At 58.6% G+C, this 17778-nt stretch carries 17 protein-coding genes; 7 read left to right on the forward strand and 10 right to left on the reverse strand.

Annotated features, from left to right (window positions below; all coding sequences use genetic code 11):
* Positions 1-95: 95 nt before the first annotated feature.
* Positions 96-833, reverse strand: coding sequence for a substrate-binding periplasmic protein (locus KFS80_RS13360; RefSeq protein WP_053124610.1), 738 nt, complete (start codon positions 831-833; stop codon positions 96-98).
* 255 nt (positions 834-1088) lie between these two features.
* Between KFS80_RS13360 and KFS80_RS13365 the strand changes: the two genes are divergently transcribed.
* A complete protein-coding gene (locus KFS80_RS13365; RefSeq protein WP_212545052.1) occupies positions 1089-1541 on the forward strand; it encodes a GNAT family N-acetyltransferase in 453 nt (150 codons plus the stop codon).
* Between the two features lie 97 nt (positions 1542-1638).
* Here KFS80_RS13365 and KFS80_RS13370 read toward each other — a convergent pair whose 3' ends face one another.
* Genes KFS80_RS13370 through KFS80_RS13380 form a run of 3 tightly spaced genes read right to left on the reverse strand, consistent with a single transcriptional unit; the run spans position 1639 to position 4644 of the window.
* Entirely contained in the window at positions 1639-1935 is a 297-nt protein-coding gene (locus KFS80_RS13370; protein ID WP_016772794.1) for a winged helix-turn-helix domain-containing protein, read from the reverse strand.
* A gap of 50 nt (positions 1936-1985) precedes the next feature.
* Entirely contained in the window at positions 1986-2474 is a 489-nt protein-coding gene (locus KFS80_RS13375) for a YgjP-like metallopeptidase domain-containing protein (RefSeq protein ID WP_159811846.1), read from the reverse strand.
* Between the two features lie 46 nt (positions 2475-2520).
* Positions 2521-4644 (reverse strand): putative bifunctional diguanylate cyclase/phosphodiesterase, encoded by a 2124-nt coding sequence (locus tag KFS80_RS13380; RefSeq protein ID WP_212545053.1) that lies wholly within the window; start codon positions 4642-4644, stop codon positions 2521-2523.
* A gap of 322 nt (positions 4645-4966) precedes the next feature.
* Between KFS80_RS13380 and KFS80_RS13385 the strand changes: the two genes are divergently transcribed.
* Positions 4967-5635 carry a polysaccharide lyase family 7 protein gene (locus KFS80_RS13385; RefSeq protein ID WP_212545054.1) on the forward strand — a complete coding sequence of 223 codons (669 nt, stop codon included), beginning with the start codon at positions 4967-4969 and terminating at the stop codon, positions 5633-5635.
* 341 nt (positions 5636-5976) lie between these two features.
* A complete protein-coding gene (locus tag KFS80_RS13390; protein WP_159811849.1) occupies positions 5977-6288 on the forward strand; it encodes a hypothetical protein in 312 nt (103 codons plus the stop codon).
* A 94-nt stretch (positions 6289-6382) separates the two neighbouring features.
* Here the strand turns inward: KFS80_RS13390 and fba are convergent, their stop codons facing one another.
* The 6 genes from fba to tkt form a co-directional block, all read right to left on the reverse strand.
* On the reverse strand, positions 6383-7447 hold the full coding sequence (fba, locus tag KFS80_RS13395; RefSeq protein WP_007913760.1) for a class II fructose-bisphosphate aldolase: 1065 nt from the start codon (positions 7445-7447) through the stop codon (positions 6383-6385).
* Between the two features lie 271 nt (positions 7448-7718).
* On the reverse strand, positions 7719-8051 hold the full coding sequence (locus KFS80_RS13400; protein ID WP_159811850.1) for an MliC family protein: 333 nt from the start codon (positions 8049-8051) through the stop codon (positions 7719-7721).
* Positions 8052-8108: 57 nt separating this feature from the next.
* Positions 8109-8330 carry a hypothetical protein gene (locus KFS80_RS13405; protein WP_007913756.1) on the reverse strand — a complete coding sequence of 74 codons (222 nt, stop codon included), beginning with the start codon at positions 8328-8330 and terminating at the stop codon, positions 8109-8111.
* Between the two features lie 34 nt (positions 8331-8364).
* Complete coding sequence (locus KFS80_RS13410) at positions 8365-9528, reverse strand: phosphoglycerate kinase (protein WP_008081033.1); 1164 nt, start codon at positions 9526-9528, stop codon at positions 8365-8367.
* A gap of 12 nt (positions 9529-9540) precedes the next feature.
* Positions 9541-10593, reverse strand: a complete 1053-nt coding sequence (gene epd, locus KFS80_RS13415) for an erythrose-4-phosphate dehydrogenase (RefSeq protein WP_053124623.1) — start codon at positions 10591-10593, stop codon at positions 9541-9543.
* Positions 10594-10743: 150 nt separating this feature from the next.
* Positions 10744-12741 (reverse strand): transketolase, encoded by a 1998-nt coding sequence (gene tkt, locus KFS80_RS13420; protein ID WP_212545055.1) that lies wholly within the window; start codon positions 12739-12741, stop codon positions 10744-10746.
* A gap of 283 nt (positions 12742-13024) precedes the next feature.
* On the opposite strand from tkt, the gene KFS80_RS13425 reads away from it, so the two are divergent.
* From KFS80_RS13425 to KFS80_RS13440, 4 genes are all read left to right on the forward strand, one after another.
* Positions 13025-14020, forward strand: coding sequence for an ArsR/SmtB family transcription factor (locus tag KFS80_RS13425; protein WP_212545056.1), 996 nt, complete (start codon positions 13025-13027; stop codon positions 14018-14020).
* An 18-nt stretch (positions 14021-14038) separates the two neighbouring features.
* Positions 14039-15229, forward strand: coding sequence for a methionine adenosyltransferase (gene metK / locus KFS80_RS13430; protein ID WP_053124627.1), 1191 nt, complete (start codon positions 14039-14041; stop codon positions 15227-15229).
* Positions 15230-15491: 262 nt separating this feature from the next.
* Complete coding sequence (ligB, locus tag KFS80_RS13435; protein ID WP_212545057.1) at positions 15492-17168, forward strand: NAD-dependent DNA ligase LigB; 1677 nt, start codon at positions 15492-15494, stop codon at positions 17166-17168.
* A gap of 97 nt (positions 17169-17265) precedes the next feature.
* Positions 17266-17661 (forward strand): DUF1090 domain-containing protein, encoded by a 396-nt coding sequence (locus KFS80_RS13440; protein WP_159811855.1) that lies wholly within the window; start codon positions 17266-17268, stop codon positions 17659-17661.
* The last annotated feature ends 117 nt before the right edge of the window (positions 17662-17778 follow it).

Genomic DNA, 17778 nt, shown 5'->3' on the forward strand with positions numbered 1-17778 from the left:
AAGCCCGCTCCCACAGTTGGAATGCGGTTTAAATGTGGGAGCGGGCTTGCTCGCGAAGAGGCCATCAGCAACAACACTACTCCGGGATCAAAAACTCACATCCCATGCTGGCGCAGCATCCGCTCATAACTCCCATCCGCCTTCATCGCCGCAATCGCCTTATCAAACCCCGCGACAATCTGCGCATGCTGCGGATTCTTCAGGCTGACCAAAATATGCAGGCTGTTCTCACTCAACGGCTTGGGCAAAAACTCCACCGAGTTGCGCACCTTGGCTGATTCCCGCGCCAGGTAATACTTCGCCACGTACTCATCTTCCAGCGTCAACTTGACCCGATCCGCCGCGAGCATGCGCACGGCCATGGCGAAGTTATGCACAGGGACTTTCTGCAATGCCGTGTCGGCATCGAACGGCGCCGAATAGGCATAACCGCGCACCACCGCAATCGGATAGGTGTGCAGTTGTTGCAAATTGGAATAGTCGAGTGGCGTGTCTTTGCGCTTGAGAAAGCGGATGCGGTTGAGCAGATATTCGCCGGAAAACTGTCCGAGTCTGGTGCGGTCTTCGTTGTACCAAGCGTTGACCAACACGTCATAACGCCCTTCGCCCACCCCCATCAGCGCCCGCGCCCACGGCACTTGCTCGTAGCCACTGGCATATCCGGCGCGGGCCAGCGCGGTGCTGACGATGTCGGTGGCCAGGCCGCCATTGACCAGCGTGTCGTCGGTAAAGGGCGGCCAGATATCAAACACCAGCCGCAGCTTGTCCGCTGCAGCGGTTTGAGCCAGCAGGAGCAGTCCGATCAACGCAAAGGCTCGATACACACGCGGCATGCTTGAAAATCCTTAGCGGGCGGGCTGCCCGGCCTGTTTTCAGTCAAAACCCCAAGGCCCCTTACCGGCAAAACCCAGGCACTAACAGTAGCTCAACGGAGCCAGTGCACAGCGCTCTCCAGCAGATTACACAAAGACGTGACGACCGCGAGAAAGGAATGATGGCATTTTGATCTTTGTCACAGACTCTTACGCCATGCAGACATCAAAGGCGTGGGCGCTTAGTATCCGGACACACGTTCAAGGAGTCGGCAAATGAATATCGAGTGGATCTGCAAACATCACAGCGATCTGGGCAAGGAGCAGCTGTACGCCATTTTGAAGCTGCGCTCGGAAGTGTTCGTGGTCGAACAGAAATGTGCCTACCTGGATCCGGATGGTCAGGATCTGGCGGGCGACACCTACCATTTGATGGGTTGGGCCGATGATCAACTGGTCGCCTACCTGCGCCTGCTGGATCCGGAATCCCAGGGCGGTGACGTGGTGATTGGCCGCGTGCTGACCTCAACGGAGGGACGCGGTAAAGGCCTGGGCCACGAGATGCTGGAAGAGGCGTTGAAACAGGCTGAGAAGAACTGGCCAGCGATACCGATCTATCTGTCGGCGCAGGCGCATTTGCAGGGGTATTACGGCAAGTACGGGTTTGTGGCGGCGGGTGAGGAATATCTGGAGGATGACATTCCGCATATTGGAATGCGTCGCTCTTAAGGGCCCTTTCGCGAGCAAGCCCGCTCCCACACCTGGGATGCATTCCCCTGTGGGAGCGGGCTTGCTCGCGAAGGCGTCAGCTCAGGCACAGCAACTTTCAGGGATATTCCAGCACCGCTTTTATCTGCCGCAAATTACGCTCAATCCACCCCCGATCAATCGCCCCCCACTCGCGAATCCGATAACGCCCGGCATGGTTGCGTGCGCCCTCTTCCTGCTCGAATTCACAAATGATATCCAGATCCGCCAGCGCCGCGATCGTGTCCTGCGCCGTGCGCCGGGGCATGCCGGTCACTTCGGTCAGCGTCGGCACACTCGGCGCCAGGCCGCTGTCGATCAGGTACGCTACGTATAGGCGGCGATAGAAACTGCTTTTGGTCTTGCTGACGTCCATGCATGGGCCCATTAATTGGAAAATCAAAAGATCGCAGCCTGCGGCAGCTCCTACAAATCCCGCCACGTCAGGTACACACGCAGATCAAACTCGATCTGGTGATACCCCGGCAGCATGTGCTCGCACAATTTATAAAACGCCTTGTTGTGATCCGACTCTTTGAAGTGCGCCAGTTCGTGCACGACGATCATTTTCAGAAAGTCCGGCGCGGCGTCCTTGAACAACGAGGCGATACGAATTTCTTTCTTCGATTTGAGCTTGCCGCCCTGCACCCGCGACACCGTGGTGTGCAGACCGAGGGCGCGGTGGGTCAGGTCGAGGCGGTTGTCGAACAGCACCTTGTCGATGGCCGGGGCGTTGCGCAGGTATTCCTGCTTGAGATCCAGCGCGTAGCTGTACAACGCCTTGTCGCTCTGCACATCGTGCCGCCCCGGATAACGCTGGCTCAGGTAATCGCCCAAACGCCCTTCGGCGATCAGTTGGCGCACCTGATCCTGCAATTGCGCGGGATAGGCCTGGAGGTACTTCAACACGGTCATGGACGGGCGGCACGGTTCGAAAAAAAGGTGCGCCAGTGTAGCGAATTCAACCGGGCAGCGCGCTCCAGTCGAAAGGCTCGGCGAAGCTGGCGGCGTCTTCGGCGATCAACGGCCGCGCGACGAGGAAACCTTGCACGTACTCGCAGCCATGCGCCTGCAGCCATTGGTATTGCTCGATGGTTTCGACCCCTTCGGCGATCACCAGCAAACCGTACTGTTTGCACAGGTTGAGCACGGTGCTCACCAGCGAAGCGTCGCGTGCAGAGTCGGGTAATCGAGCGATGAGGTGGCGATCGAGTTTAAGCGTGTCCAGCTCCAGATCACGCAGATGCGCCAGCGAACACGGGCCAGAACCGAAATCATCCAGCGCCACCCGCACGCCGAGATTGCGCAACAAGCGCAGTTGCTTGCGGGTTTCGTCAGGGTTTTGCATCAAGGCTTCTTCGGTGACTTCAACTTCCAGTTGCCGAGGCTGCAGCGCATGGCGCTCCATGACCTGACGCAATTCAGTGACCAGATTCGGCATGCTGAACTGGGTGTTGCTCAAACTCACACCAAGCACCAGATCTTCAGCGAACAAGGCTTCCCAGGCTTTGCGTTGACCAGCGCCGCGATGATAAATCCAGCTGCCGAGCCGACTGATCAACCGCGCCTCTTCCAGCAACGGCAAAAACAGCCCCGGCGGGACATCGCCAACGCTCGGGTGCTGCCAGCGCAGCAGTGCTTCAAACCCACGGATCTGGCCAGTGTCGATGGCCACTTGCGGCTGATAAACCAGATTGAAATCACGGTTCTCGATGGCGGTGCGCACGCTCTCTTCGAGCATCAAGCGCGAACGGGCGCGGCCATTCATTTCGTGATCATAGAAGCGATATTGCTGACGACCGGCGCGTTTGGCTTCGTACATGGCAATGTCGGAGGCGCGCAGCAAACCGTCGAGGTTTGAGCCGCAGTCCGGAAACGTCGCGATACCGATACTGGCGCCGAGGGCGATATCCAGTCCTTCGATCTGCTGGCAGATGGAAACGCGCTCGATGAGTTTCTCGGCAATCTTTGCCGCTTGCTCAGGGAATTCCAGATCCAGCAGTGCGGTGAATTCATCGCCGCCCATACGCGCGAGGATATCGAACGGTCGCAGGCAAGCCTTCAACTGTTCAGAAACCCAACGCAATACGCGGTCGCCAGCATCGTGACCCAGCGAATCGTTGACCCGTTTGAAGCCATCGAGATCCAGATACAGCAGCACCCAACTGCTGTCGCTGCGCTCCCCACGCAGCAGCAGGTTTTCAACGGTCTGGTAGAAACCTCGGCGATTGAGCAAACCGGTCAAAGGATCGGTAACCGCTTGGAATTCCAGTTGCTGATGAAGGTGACGTACGACCGACATGTCCAGCACGGTCACCACCATCGCGTGCTGCTCAGACGGCAGCGCAGCACATGAAAGCGCCACCGGCACCTGCTGGCCCGGCGCGGTGCGTAATAAAGCGTCGTGCAGTCTTAGCGTTTCCCCACGTTTGTAGCCGGCATAAAACTCGGAATCGGCCCACACGGGAATGTGCGGTTTCTGCAGGTAGTCGAGAAACTCCTTACCCTCCAGCTCCGTTACTGGCGCGTTGAGCAGCCGGGAAATCGCCGGGTTGGCAAAACGGATCACGCCGTCCTCGCCCACCACCAAAATCCCTTCGGCAGCGTTATCCAATACCGAAGCATTAAAGGCTCGCGCCGCTTCCAGATCATGACTCAAACGCTGCAAGGCGCGGCGATTACGCTGGTGTTCCAGCAACGCCTGCACCTTGGGCTTGAGAATCTGTGGATCGAACGGTTTGAACAGGTAATCCACTGCACCGCTGGCGTAACCCTTGATCACGGCATCCTGAGATTGCTCGTTGGCGGTGAGGAAAATAATTGGCGTAAGGCGCGTACGCTGACTGCCGCGCATCAGCCGCGCGACCTCGAAACCGTCCATACCCGGCATCTGCACATCGAGCAGTACCAGATCGACGTCGTGTTCCAGCAACAGACTGAGCGCCTCGAAACCGGAGGCGGCGGTGATGACCTGCCAGTCCTGACGCTGCAGCAACGCGCGCATGCTGATCAGGTTTTCAGGGTAATCATCAACAATCAATAGGACAGAGTTGCCTTCACCTGGCGGGGGTTGCGCGCATTCCATGCTGCTTCTCTTCTCGGGACTACAGGTCGGTTCCGGTAAAAACCGTACACATACTGAGCGTTCACTCTAGTCCGGGATCTGTAAAAGCAATAGCTGTCATCAGGCCATCATTTAACCAAACGTGCCATTTACCGACTAACGGTCACCGCTGCAGCCCCCGGAATCCGGGAAAGATGGCATTTCGACAGGATGTTGACGTCAATCATCTGCCAAACGGGCGTTAACAAAAAACGCCTCTACGCTTATAAAGGCCGCCCCCCAAAAGGCGCGGGCTAGAGCTTCTGGCACCCGCGTTCAGGATGAACTGAGTGGAAGAACCGACATGATCGATCTCGCAACCTGGAACCTCAGCGTTCCCGTCGGCAGTCCGCCGTACACCGTCGAAACCTCAAAACTGGTGAATGGCTTCAAAGATCAGTACTTCCATTCCGACACCGGCACCTTGTTCTTCTGGTCACCGGTCACCGGCTCTAAAACCGAAAACGCCATCTATCCGCGCACTGAACTGCGCGAGACCTACAGCAATGGCACGCTGCGAAACTGGTACTACCCGGATGCGGACAACCTGCTGCGCGCGACGGTCACGGTCAACAAAGTGCCGAGCTCGGGCAAAATCGTGATCGGCCAGATTCATGCGTATGAAAGCCAGCGGCCAATGGTGAAACTCGAATATCAGTACAAGACCAAGACTGAAACCGGCAATCTCGTGATCAAAGTGCGCATGCACCCGGATGACAAAGAAAGCCGCGTTATTACTTTGGCCACCGGGATCAAACTGGATAACGAATTCAACTACCTCATCCACCTGAGCCCGGGCGGCGCGCTAGGCGTGAGCGCGGCCGGTTATCAATGGGATTCCCAGATCAGCGCAACGTGGCGGGATAAGCCGCTGTACTTCAAGGCCGGGGTTTACGTACAAGACAACACCGGTTACACCAGCGAAGGCGGCCAGGTGACCTTCACCAAACTGGATATCGATCACGATAAATAACCCACCGAGGCCCCCCTGTGGGAGTTGGCTTGCCAACGATGACGGCCTCGCAGACACCTCCTACCTGGCAGATCACATCCGATCCAACTGTAGGAGTGAGCCTGCTCGCGATGTCGGACCAGCATTCAACATCTGTGCTGAATGACCCATCGCGATCGCGAGCAGGCTCACTCCTACAGGTGATCACTTGTTTACTGCACAAGTATCGCGAAATGTTATTAAAAACTGTCAACTCTGACAGGCGACACAGAAAAAGGCATAGTTTAAGTTTCTCTCTGCAATTAAAAATCAAGCATCAATTCTGGTTCACCTAGAAACCTTATACAAAAAGGATTTTTATCATGGGCAAGCTAGTTGGAAACTACTATGGCGCTTTCGGCGGAGCCAATATTTACCTTTACGTAACTTACAGTGATGACATCGGCGGAGCAGTGACAGCAACTGCCAGCATCAGCGGCCCCACAGGCACACTGACGGGACATCAAACCATCGGTGCAACCACCACGACTGTGATGCTGACCGGGACTGTCGGAGAAAACGCCGAAAGCTGGACATTTAACACGTCGGACTTTAATACCTTAAGTGGAGGCCGCAACTATGCAGGCCCCAATGGTGTTTGGACATATCAAGGTTTTGGCCTCGGCCGAACTTAATACGTATCAACACTCAAGGAGAAAAGTTGCCGCGTTCAAAACCAACAAAAAACCCGCCTCTCGGCGGGTTTCCTTAACAGGTCAGACCAAACGCTTAGTTAACCTTAGCGTTCAACTCACCTTTCAGATAACGCTGATACATCGCTTCCAGCGAGATCGGTTTGATCTTCGAAGCATTGCCCGCAGTACCGAACGCTTCATAACGAGCGATACACACATCACGCATTGCGGTCACGGTCGCGCCGAAGAATTTACGTGGGTCGAATTCGCTCGGGTTGGTGGCCATCAGGCGACGCATCGCACCGGTGGATGCCAGACGCAGGTCGGTGTCGATGTTGACTTTGCGTACGCCGTATTTGATGCCTTCGACGATTTCTTCAACCGGTACGCCGTAGGTTTCTTTGATGTCGCCGCCGTACTGGTTGATGATCGCCAGCCACTCTTGTGGCACCGACGAGGAACCGTGCATCACCAGGTGGGTGTTCGGGATGCGTTTGTGGATTTCCTTGATACGGTCGATCGCCAACACGTCGCCAGTAGGTGGCTTGGTGAACTTGTAGGCGCCGTGGCTGGTGCCGATGGCGATGGCCAGGGCATCGACCTGGGTGCGTTTAACGAAGTCAGCGGCTTCTTCCGGGTCGGTCAGCATTTGGCTGTGATCCAGAACGCCTTCGGCGCCGATGCCGTCTTCTTCACCGGCCATGCCGGTTTCCAGCGAACCCAGGCAGCCCAGCTCGCCTTCTACCGAAACGCCGCAGGCGTGAGCCATGGCCACGGTTTGTTGGGTAACGCGGACGTTGTAGTCGTAGTCGGTCGGGGTCTTGCCGTCTTCGCCCAGCGAGCCGTCCATCATTACCGAGCTGAAGCCCAGTTGGATCGAACGCTGGCAGACGTCAGGGCTGGTGCCGTGATCCTGGTGCATGCACACCGGGATGTGCGGGAACTCTTCGATCGCGGCCAGGATCAGGTGACGCAGGAATGGTGCGCCGGCGTATTTGCGAGCGCCGGCCGAAGCCTGAACGATCACCGGGGAGTCAGTCTTGTCAGCGGCTTCCATGATGGCGCGCATCTGCTCAAGGTTGTTGACGTTGAAAGCTGGAACGCCGTAGCCGAATTCGGCTGCGTGGTCCAACATCTGGCGCATGCTGATAAGTGCCATTGTGTGTGTCTCTCCCGGTTGAGGGTCGTTAATCGTGCCAGCCTGCCGGAGCGGCGGCGGCTATTCAAGTGATTGCAGATCGGGGGTTGAGGCCCGGTCTGGTGATTCGATAAAGCAGAATCCTGAGAGCTACACAGAACCCCTGTGGGAGCGAGCTTGCTCGCGAATGCATTTCAACACCCAACATTGATGCAAGCTGATCCACCGCTTTCGCGAGCAAGCTCGCTCCCACAGTTGGATCTGTTTCCACATTGGGCCTGCGGTGTTGCAATTACTCGGCTTTGCAGCCGCGGCCGATCAGGTCATTGGTGGCGACCCAGTACACCAGGCCTTCCTCTCCCTTGACGTGAAACGCCAGCATGCCGTCGCTGTACAGCGTGCCCGAAGCGCCCGGCTCTTCTTTCAGGCGATAGACCTGATCACCGCCACCCAGTCGAACGTCGACTTCCTTCTTGTCGGCATCGGCGTAGCGCCACAGCACTTTGGCCTGGCTGTCGCAGGTCCAGGTCGTCCAGTTATCCGCCGGGGCAGACGACTGGAACAGGTTCAACTGCGCGCAACCGCCCAACAATGCCAACGCCGCAATGGCGATCAAGCCTTTCATCCGTGTTCCTCGACTGACGGCGCACGCCGCCAGCCCTGAGTTAAAGAGTCAGACCCGTCAAGGACAACCATGTTCCTTGGCCGGGGTTTGCGTCTCGTATTTGTCCAGACCGTCCGGCCCCGAGCGCTTGTTCAGCACCGGGTTGGTTTCGGCCTGCCAGTCGGCCTGATAACAGCCCTTCTGCGACTCGCTCGGCGCCGGCGTAGCTTCGGCCTTCGGGTTACTCCCGCAGGCCGCCAGCGTACCGGTCAGCAACAACAGCGCTAACGACTTGACCATGTAAACACTCCTTTGCCTGGCCAAACGGGCGGCCTCAGGCCTTGGCCCGGCTTTCCAGGACTTCAACGGCTGGCAGCACTTTGCCCTCGACGAATTCGAGGAACGCGCCACCACCGGTGGAAATGTAGGAGATTTGCTCAGCCACGCCATATTTATCGATGGCGGCCAGGGTGTCGCCACCGCCAGCAATGGAAAATGCCGAGCTTTCAGCGATGGCCTGAGCCAGCACTTTGGTGCCGTTGCCGAACTGGTCGAATTCAAACACGCCGACCGGGCCGTTCCACAGAATGGTTTTCGACGACTTCAGCAGTTCGGCGAAGTTGGCTGCGGTTTGCGGGCCGATGTCCAGAATCATGTCGTCAGCAGCGACGTCAGCGATCAGCTTAACCGTGGCTTCTGCGGTTTCGGCGAATTCTTTGGCAACCACGACGTCAACCGGCAATGGCACGCTGACTTTGGCGGCGATTGCACGCGCGGTGTCGAGCAGATCCGGCTCGTACAGCGATTTGCCCACCGGGTGACCAGCCGCCGCGAGGAAGGTGTTGGCGATGCCGCCGCCGACGATCAGCTGATTGCAGATCTGGCTCAGGCTGTTCAGCACGTCGAGTTTGGTCGACACCTTGGAGCCGGCAACGATGGCTGCCATTGGTTGAGCCGGTGCGCCAAGGGCTTTGCCCAGTGCATCCAGTTCAGCGGCCAACAGTGGGCCAGCAGCGGCGACTTTGGCGAACTTGGCCACGCCGTGGGTCGAACCTTCGGCGCGGTGAGCGGTGCCGAACGCGTCCATCACGAACACGTCGCACAGGGCGGCGTATTGCTGGGCCAGTTCGTCAGCGTTCTTTTTCTCGCCTTTGTTGAAGCGCACGTTTTCGAACAGCACGATGTCGCCAGCCTTGACGTCAACGCCACCGAGGTAATCAGCCACCAGCGGCACTTCGCGGCCCAGCGCTTTGCTCAGGTAGTCAGCGACAGGCTTGAGGCTGTTCTCGGCGGAGAACTCGCCTTCGGTCGGACGGCCAAGGTGCGAGCAGACCATCACGGCCGCGCCTTTTTCCAGGGCCAGCTTGATGGTCGGCAGCGAAGCCAGGATACGCGCATCGCTGGTGACAACACCGTCCTTGACTGGGACGTTGAGGTCTTCGCGGATCAATACGCGCTTACCTTGCAGATCGAGGTCGGACATCTTCAACACGGTCATGGGTCGCACTTCCTACGGTTTTTTTGAAATGGCTGTTTGCAGATAGTGTTCTGCAACGTCCAGCATTCGGTTGGCAAAACCCCATTCGTTGTCGAACCAGGCCAGGATGTTCACCAGTTTTGGGCCGGAAACACGGGTCTGACTGGCATCGACGATGGCCGAATGTGGGTCATGGTTGAAATCACAGCTGGCGTGCGGCAACTCGGTATAGGCGAGCAGGCCTTTGAGCGGGCCGCTGGTGGCGGCCTCGCGCAGGATCCGGTTGACCTCATTGGCGTCGGTCGCGGTGGCGGTCTGCATCGTGATGTCGAGGCAGGACACGTTGACCGTCGGCACGCGTACGGCTTTGGCTTGAATTCGCCCGGCAAGTTCCGGCAGCAGACGCTCGATCCCGCGCGCCAGACCAGTGGACACCGGGATCACCGACTGGAACGCCGAGCGCGTGCGGCGCAGGTCTTCGTGGTGATAGGCGTCGATCACTGGCTGATCGTTCATCGCCGAGTGAATGGTGGTGATCGACACGTAATCGAGGCCGATGGCCTTGTCGAGCAGGCGCAACAGCGGCACGCCGCAGTTGGTGGTGCAGGAGGCGTTGGACACCAGCAGTTCGTCGCCGGTCAGGCAATCCTGATTGACGCCGTAAACGATGGTGGCGTCGACATCCGCCTCGCTGGCCATCGGCTGCGAGAACAACACGCGTGGCGCGCCGGCGTCGAGAAAGCGCTGGCCGTCTTCGCGGGTGTTGTAGGCACCGGAACACTCAAGCACCAGATCGACGCCAAGCGACGCCCAATCAATACCTTCGGGGGTGGCACTGCGCAGAACCTTCACGCAGTCGCCATTAATATAGAGACAATCGCCTTCTACTCGCACCTCGCCCGGAAAACGGCCGTGGGTGGAGTCGAAGCGTGTCAGGTATTCGATGCTGGCCATGTCCGCCAGATCGTTGATCGCGACAATTTCAAACCCGGCTTTCTCGCCTCGCTCAAACAACGCACGCAAGACGCAACGACCAATCCGGCCGTAGCCGTTGAGTGCAACTTTGTAAGGACGCGGTTGAGGCATGGGGTTCTCGATTACCGTGGTGAATCAGGCAGTGCGATGTTGCCCGAACCAACGCTTTCGCGAGCAGGCTCGCTCCCACAGGGAAATGCATTCCAATGTGGGAGCGAGCCTGCTCGCGAAGACGTCAGCTCAGGCGACATCTTTTCCGGATCAGTCTTCCAGCAGTTCTTCAGCCTGACCCAGGATGTTTTCCAGGGTGAAGCCAAACTCTTCGAACAGTGCCGAAGCCGGAGCCGATTCGCCGTAAGTGGTCATGCCGATCACGCGACCTTCCAGCCCCACGTACTTGAACCAGAAGTCGGCGTGCGCCGCTTCGATCGCGATACGCGCGCCAACCTGCAACGGCAGCACGTCCTGCTTGTAGCCAGCGTCCTGAGCATCGAACACGCTGGTGCAAGGCATCGAAACAACGCGCACCTTGCGGCCCTGTTCGGTCAGCTTGTCGTAAGCCTGAACCGCCAGACCGACTTCCGAACCGGTCGAAATCAGGATCAGCTCAGGCTCGCCTGCGCAGTCCTTCAGTACATAACCGCCACGGCTGATGTCGGCAATCTGGCCAGCATCGCGTTCCTGGTGTTGCAGGTTCTGACGCGAGAAGATCAGCGCCGAAGGGCCGTCCTTGCGCTCCAGCGCATTTTTCCAGGCCACGGCCGATTCAACGGCATCGGCTGGACGCCAGGTGTCGAGGTTCGGTGTGGTACGCAGGCTGGTCAGTTGCTCGATCGGCTGGTGCGTCGGGCCGTCTTCGCCCAGACCGATGGAGTCGTGGGTGTAGACGTGGATGACTTGCTTCTTCATCAGCGCGGACATGCGCACGGCGTTGCGCGCGTATTCCATGAACATCAGGAAGGTCGCGCCGTAAGGCACCAGGCCGCCGTGCAGGGTCACGCCGTTCATGATCGCGGTCATGCCGAATTCGCGCACGCCGTAGTACATGTAGTTGCCGCTGGCATCTTCAGCGCTGACGCCTTTGCAACCTTTCCACAGGGTCAGGTTGGAACCGGCGAGGTCAGCGGAGCCGCCAAGCAGTTCCGGCAGCAGCGGGCCGAAGGCGTTCAAGGTGTTCTGGCTGGCTTTACGGCTGGCGATGGTTTCGCCCTTGGCCGCGACTTCAGCGATGTAGGCCGAAGCTTTTTCGGAGAAGTCAGCCGGCAGCTCACCGCTCAAGCGACGGATCAGTTCGTTGGCTTCGGTCGGGAACGCGGCGGAGTAAGCAGCGAAACGCTGATCCCACTCGGCTTCGGCCGCGCGACCTTTTTCCTTGGCATCCCACTCGGCATAGATGTCGGCCGGGATTTCGAACGGGCCGTAGTTCCAGTTCAGCGCCTTGCGGGTCAGAGCGATTTCCGCGTCACCCAATGGGGCGCCGTGGCAGTCTTCTTTGCCCTGCTTGTTCGGCGAACCGAAACCGATGGTGGTCTTGCAGCAGATCAGGGTCGGCTGCGCGCTCTTGCGCGCGGTTTCGATGGCAGTCTTGATCTCTTCCGGGTCGTGACCGTCAACGTTGCGGATCACTTGCCAGTTGTAGGCTTCGAAACGCTTCGGGGTGTCATCGGTGAACCAGCCTTCGACTTCGCCGTCGATGGAGATGCCGTTGTCATCGTAGAAAGCGATCAGCTTGCCCAGACCCAACGTACCGGCCAGGGAAGCAACTTCGTGGGAAATGCCTTCCATCATGCAGCCATCACCCAGGAACACATAGGTGTGGTGGTCGACGATGTCGTGGCCTGGACGATTGAACTGCGCGCCCAGGACTTTTTCAGCCAGGGCGAAACCGACGGCGTTGGCAAGACCCTGACCCAACGGGCCAGTGGTGGTTTCAACGCCCGGGGTGTAACCGAATTCCGGGTGGCCCGGGGTGCGGCTGTGCAATTGACGGAACTGCTTGAGGTCGTCGATCGACAGGTCGTAACCGGTCAGGTGCAGCAGCGAGTAGATCAACATCGAGCCGTGGCCGTTGGACAGCACGAAGCGGTCACGGTCGGCGAACGATGGATTGCTCGGGTTGTGCTTGAGGTAGTCGCGCCAAAGCACTTCGGCGATATCTGCCATACCCATAGGTGCACCGGGATGGCCGCTGTTGGCTTTTTGCACGGCATCCATGCTGAGGGCACGAATGGCGTTGGCACGCTCACGACGGCTAGGCATCGCTGATCTCCTGGGGTTCTGAAACTAAGGGTGAATAATCGGAACGGAAAAAAGGCGAGCATTTTCCCTCACCGGGACGCCTCGGGGCAATGATAGATAGTCATCGGCAGGCGTTTTTCCCATGCTTAACGGCGGTTTCGGCTGGTGAAACCTTTCCGCTGTTCGTTTGTAGAGTGAACCGCTTGGTTAGAAGTGCAATAAAAAGCGCCATTGATCGAGCAATATCAAAACTTTTTGATATTGCCCTTGCGAGGAATTCTCACCGTCACTAGACTGCGGCCCTATGAATTTACGCGTGCCTTCCATTCGCCATGACGATTGCGACGAGCTGGCGGCCCTGTGCAAGGCCGGCGGCGATCCGTTGCGGCTGAATGTATTGCGCGCGCTGGCCAACGACTCGTTCGGTGTACTGGAGCTGGCGCAGATTTTCGGCATCGGTCAGTCCGGCATGAGCCATCACCTTAAAGTGTTGGCGCAGGCCGATCTGGTGGCAACGCGCCGCGAAGGCAACGCGATTTTTTATCGCCGCGCCCTGCCCCACACCGAATTGCTTGGCGGCAAATTGCACGCTGCATTGTTAGAAGAAGTCGACAACCTCGACCTGCCTGACGACGTGCAAGCGCGGATCGAACAGGTGCATGGCCAACGTGCCGCGGCCAGTCAGGACTTTTTCGCTCGGGTCGCGGAGAAATTTCGCGCCCAGCAAGACTTGATCGCCGGCCTGCCGCAGTACCGCGACAGCGTGCTGGCCCTGCTCGACAAACTGAACTTCAATGGTGCGGCCACGGCCATTGAAATCGGCCCCGGCGATGGTGCTTTTCTGCCGGAACTGGCGCGTCGCTTCGGCACTGTAACCGCGCTGGACAACAGCCCGGCGATGCTCGAACTGGCGCGTCAGGTATGTGAACGTGAACAGCTGGCTAACGTCAGCCTGCAATTGGCCGATGCATTGAACGGCACAAGCCTTCAGGCCGATTGCGTTGTACTGAATATGGTCTTGCACCATTTCGCCGCGCCGGCCGATGCGCTCAAGCACATGGCCGACCTGCTGCAACCGGGCGGTAGTCTGCTCGTGACAGAGTTATGTAGCCACAACCAGAGTTGGGCCAGGGAGGCCTGCGGTGATCTATGGTTGGGGTTTGAACAGGACGATTTGGCCCGTTGGGCCACCGCTGCGGGACTCGTTCCCGGGGAAAGCCTCTATGTAGGCTTACGTAATGGTTTCCAGATCCAGGTTCGCCACTTTCAGCGACCGGCTGGCGACACTCACCATCGGTAAATTCAGGAAAACATCGAGATGAGCGAATACTCCCTCTTCACCTCCGAGTCCGTGTCTGAAGGACATCCGGACAAAATCGCCGACCAGATTTCCGATGCGGTGCTGGACGCCATCATTACCCAGGACAAACACGCACGCGTTGCCGTGGAAACTCTGGTCAAGACTGGCGTGGCCATCGTTGCCGGTGAAGTGACCACCAGCGCCTGGGTCGATCTGGAAGAGATCGTGCGTAACGTGATTCTCGACATCGGCTACGACAGCTCCGACGTCGGCTTCGACGGCGCGACCTGCGGCGTGATGAACATCATCGGCAAGCAGTCCCCAGACATCAACCAGGGTGTTGACCGTGCCAAGCCTGAAGATCAGGGCGCCGGCGACCAGGGCCTGATGTTCGGCTACGCCAGTAACGAAACCGACGTTTTGATGCCTGCACCGATCACCTTCTCGCACCAGTTGGTGCAGCGCCAGGCTGAAGCCCGTAAATCGGGTCTGCTGCCTTGGCTGCGCCCGGACGCCAAGTCGCAAGTGACTTGCCGTTACGAAGGCGGCAAGGTTGTCGGTATCGACGCGGTTGTTCTGTCGACCCAGCACAACCCTGAAGTGTCGTACAAAGACCTGCGCGAAGGCGTGATGGAGCTGATCGTCAAGCACGTACTGCCTGCCGAACTGCTGAGCAAAGACACCCAGTTCCACATCAACCCGACCGGCCAGTTCATCATTGGCGGCCCGGTAGGTGACTGCGGTCTGACCGGTCGCAAGATCATCGTCGACAGCTACGGCGGCATGGCCCGTCACGGCGGCGGCGCGTTCTCCGGCAAAGATCCATCGAAGGTTGACCGTTCGGCTGCGTACGCTGGCCGTTACGTTGCCAAGAACATCGTCGCTGCCGGCCTGGCCGAGCGTTGCGAGATTCAGGTTTCCTACGCGATCGGTGTGGCTCAGCCTACTTCGATCTCACTGAACACCTTCGGTACCGGCAAGATCAGCGACGACAAGATCGTCAAACTGGTGCGTGAAGTGTTCGACCTGCGTCCATACGCAATCACCACCATGCTCGACCTGCTGCACCCGATGTACCAGGAAACTGCAGCGTACGGCCACTTCGGTCGCACGCCAGAGACCAAGACCGTTGGCGAAGACACCTTCACCACGTTCACCTGGGAAAAAACCGACCGCGCCGACGCCCTGCGCGCTGCTGCTGGTCTGTAAGACTTTCCCCGGCGGCACAAAAAGCCCCGCACGGTTCGCGCCGTGCGGGGTTTTTTTGTGCTTGAAACCCGGAGTTCAACTCAGAACGTTCAGGTCGATGCATATCCAACAAACCACTCGGTCAGTCCCCTCTCCCCCCCGGGAGAGGGCTAGGGTGAGGGGCTCTTTTCATTGCACAGAAACAAGCCGTAAAACACCCACCCGGCAGAGTAAATATCTTCGCCTAACCTTCAATCATTCCCCTCGAGCAAGGACGCTCACGATGCTTGCCACGCTGCGCCTGTTATTTATTGTCCTGCTGATGCCCGCAACATTCAGCGCCCACGCCACCTGCCCGAACTGGCCCGGGCCCCAAGCCCAACGCGAAATCACCACCCTGCAAAAACAGATCAACCAATGGGACGACGCCTACCACCGCGAAGGCCGTTCACTGATTGCCGACGAACTCTACGACCAATCCGTTGCGCAACTGAACGAATGGCGGGCGTGCTTCAACCTGCCCTCGCCGCCCGATCCCTTGCGCACAGCCGCAGGCTCGGTCGCGCACCCTATCGCCCATACCGGTCTGGATAAAATCCACAAAGATGAGGCCGTGGGTGCATGGCTACATGATCGCAAGGATGTCTGGATTCAACCCAAAGTCGACGGTGTCGCCGTGACGCTGATTTATCGCGCGGGCGTTTTGCAACAAGCCATCAGCCGTGGCGACGGGGTTAGCGGGCAGGACTGGACGGCCTCAGCGAAGAAAATCGGCGCCATCCCGCAACGCCTGTCACAACCCTTGGATTTGCTGGTGCAGGGCGAACTCTACTGGCGTCTGAACGAACACGTGCAAGTTCGATCCGGCAGCGTTAACGCGCGCGCCACCGTCGCCGGCCTGATGGGGCGAAAATCTTTGGATGCCGAGCAAGCTTCCGGGGTTGGATTGTTCGTTTGGGACTGGCCCCAAGGCCCAGCGCAATTGCCCGAGCGAATCGCCACGTTGGCGACGCTGGGTTTCGCCACAATTGAACCGTACAGCCACCCCGTCACCGATTTTGCTGCAGCTCAGAAATGGCGCGATCACTGGTATCGCTCGCCCCTGCCCTTTGCCACTGACGGCGTGGTATTGCGCCAGAGCCAACGACCACCCGCCGAGCGCTGGCAGGTGCGCGCTCCGTATTGGGCAATTGCCTGGAAGTATCCTTTTGCCCAAGCGCTGGCCGAAGTACGTAAGGTCAACTTCAAGATCGGGCGCACCGGGCGCATCACGCCGGTACTCGAACTCAAACCCGTCATGCTCGATGACCGCGAAATCAAACGGGTCAGCGCCAGCTCGTTCAAACGCTGGCAAGACCTGGACATTCGCCCCGGTGATCAAGTGTCAATCAGCCTCGCCGGCCTGACCATTCCACGGCTCGATAGCGTTGTGCTGCGCGCCACCGAACGCACAGCCCTCAACATCCCCAACGCCGACGACTTCCACGCGCTGAGCTGCTGGCAACCCACCCCCGGTTGCGAGAGCCAGTTTCTCGCGCGCTTGACCTGGCTCAGTGGCAAGCAAGGATTGGCGATGCAGAATGTCGGGCGCGGCACTTGGGAGAAACTTCTCGAAACACGCCGCGTGAACAACCTGCTGGATTGGTTAACCCTCGACGCGCCAGAGCTTGCTAACATTACCGGCTTCGGCGAGCGCAGCAGCGCGCGTTTGCTCAACAGTTTTAACAGCGCGCGCCAACGGCCGTTCGCTCAATGGCTGAAAGCTTTGGGCATGCCGCCAACCGGTCAGGCACAACTGCCTGACTCGTGGCAGGCGCTGGCACAACGTGACACCGAACAATGGCAGGCAGAAGCCGGTATCGGCCCGGGACGCGCGGCGCAATTGAGCGCATTCTTTCGCGACCCGCAAGTGCTGGCTCTGAGTGAAACCTTACAGGCCGCCGCAATCGACGGTTTCTGAACACGCAACCCCCGCAAGCCGGGAACCCAACGGCCGGCAAAGCGCTCCAACAGCGCAGTGCCCTACCGACCCGATTGCCTTTGCACATGGAGCTTTTATGAAATTTCTCGCACCGCTCGCCCTGCTGACCCTTTGCGGCGTAATGGCCGCCCCCGTGATGGCTGACGAAGACGCCCCGGGCCTGACCGGTTGCGCTGCTAAAAAGCAGGGCATCATGAACCAGATCGAACAAGCCAAATCCCGTGGCAATGCCGATCAGCAGGCCGGTCTGGAAACTGCACTGAATGAAGTGACCAAGAACTGCACCGACGCTGGCCTGAAGAAAGAACGCGAAAACAAAGTGCTCGAAGCCAAACACGAAGTGAGCCAGCGCCAGGCTGATCTCGACAAGGCGATGAAGAAAGGCGATCCGGAAAAGATCAACAAGCGCAAAGACAAACTCGCCGAGTCGCGCAAAGAACTGCAAGACGCGCTGGATGAAATCGATAAGTAATTGATGCCCTTGTGGCGAGGGGATTTATCCCCGCTCGGCGGCGAAGCCGTCGCAAATCCGGCTGGCCGGGTCTGACTGAAAAAACTCGGCTGTATGGTTTTGGGGCTGCTTCGCAGC

The organism is Pseudomonas rustica, from assembly GCF_018336155.1.
In the GTDB taxonomy this organism is placed as follows: Bacteria; Pseudomonadota; Gammaproteobacteria; order Pseudomonadales; family Pseudomonadaceae; genus Aquipseudomonas; species Aquipseudomonas rustica.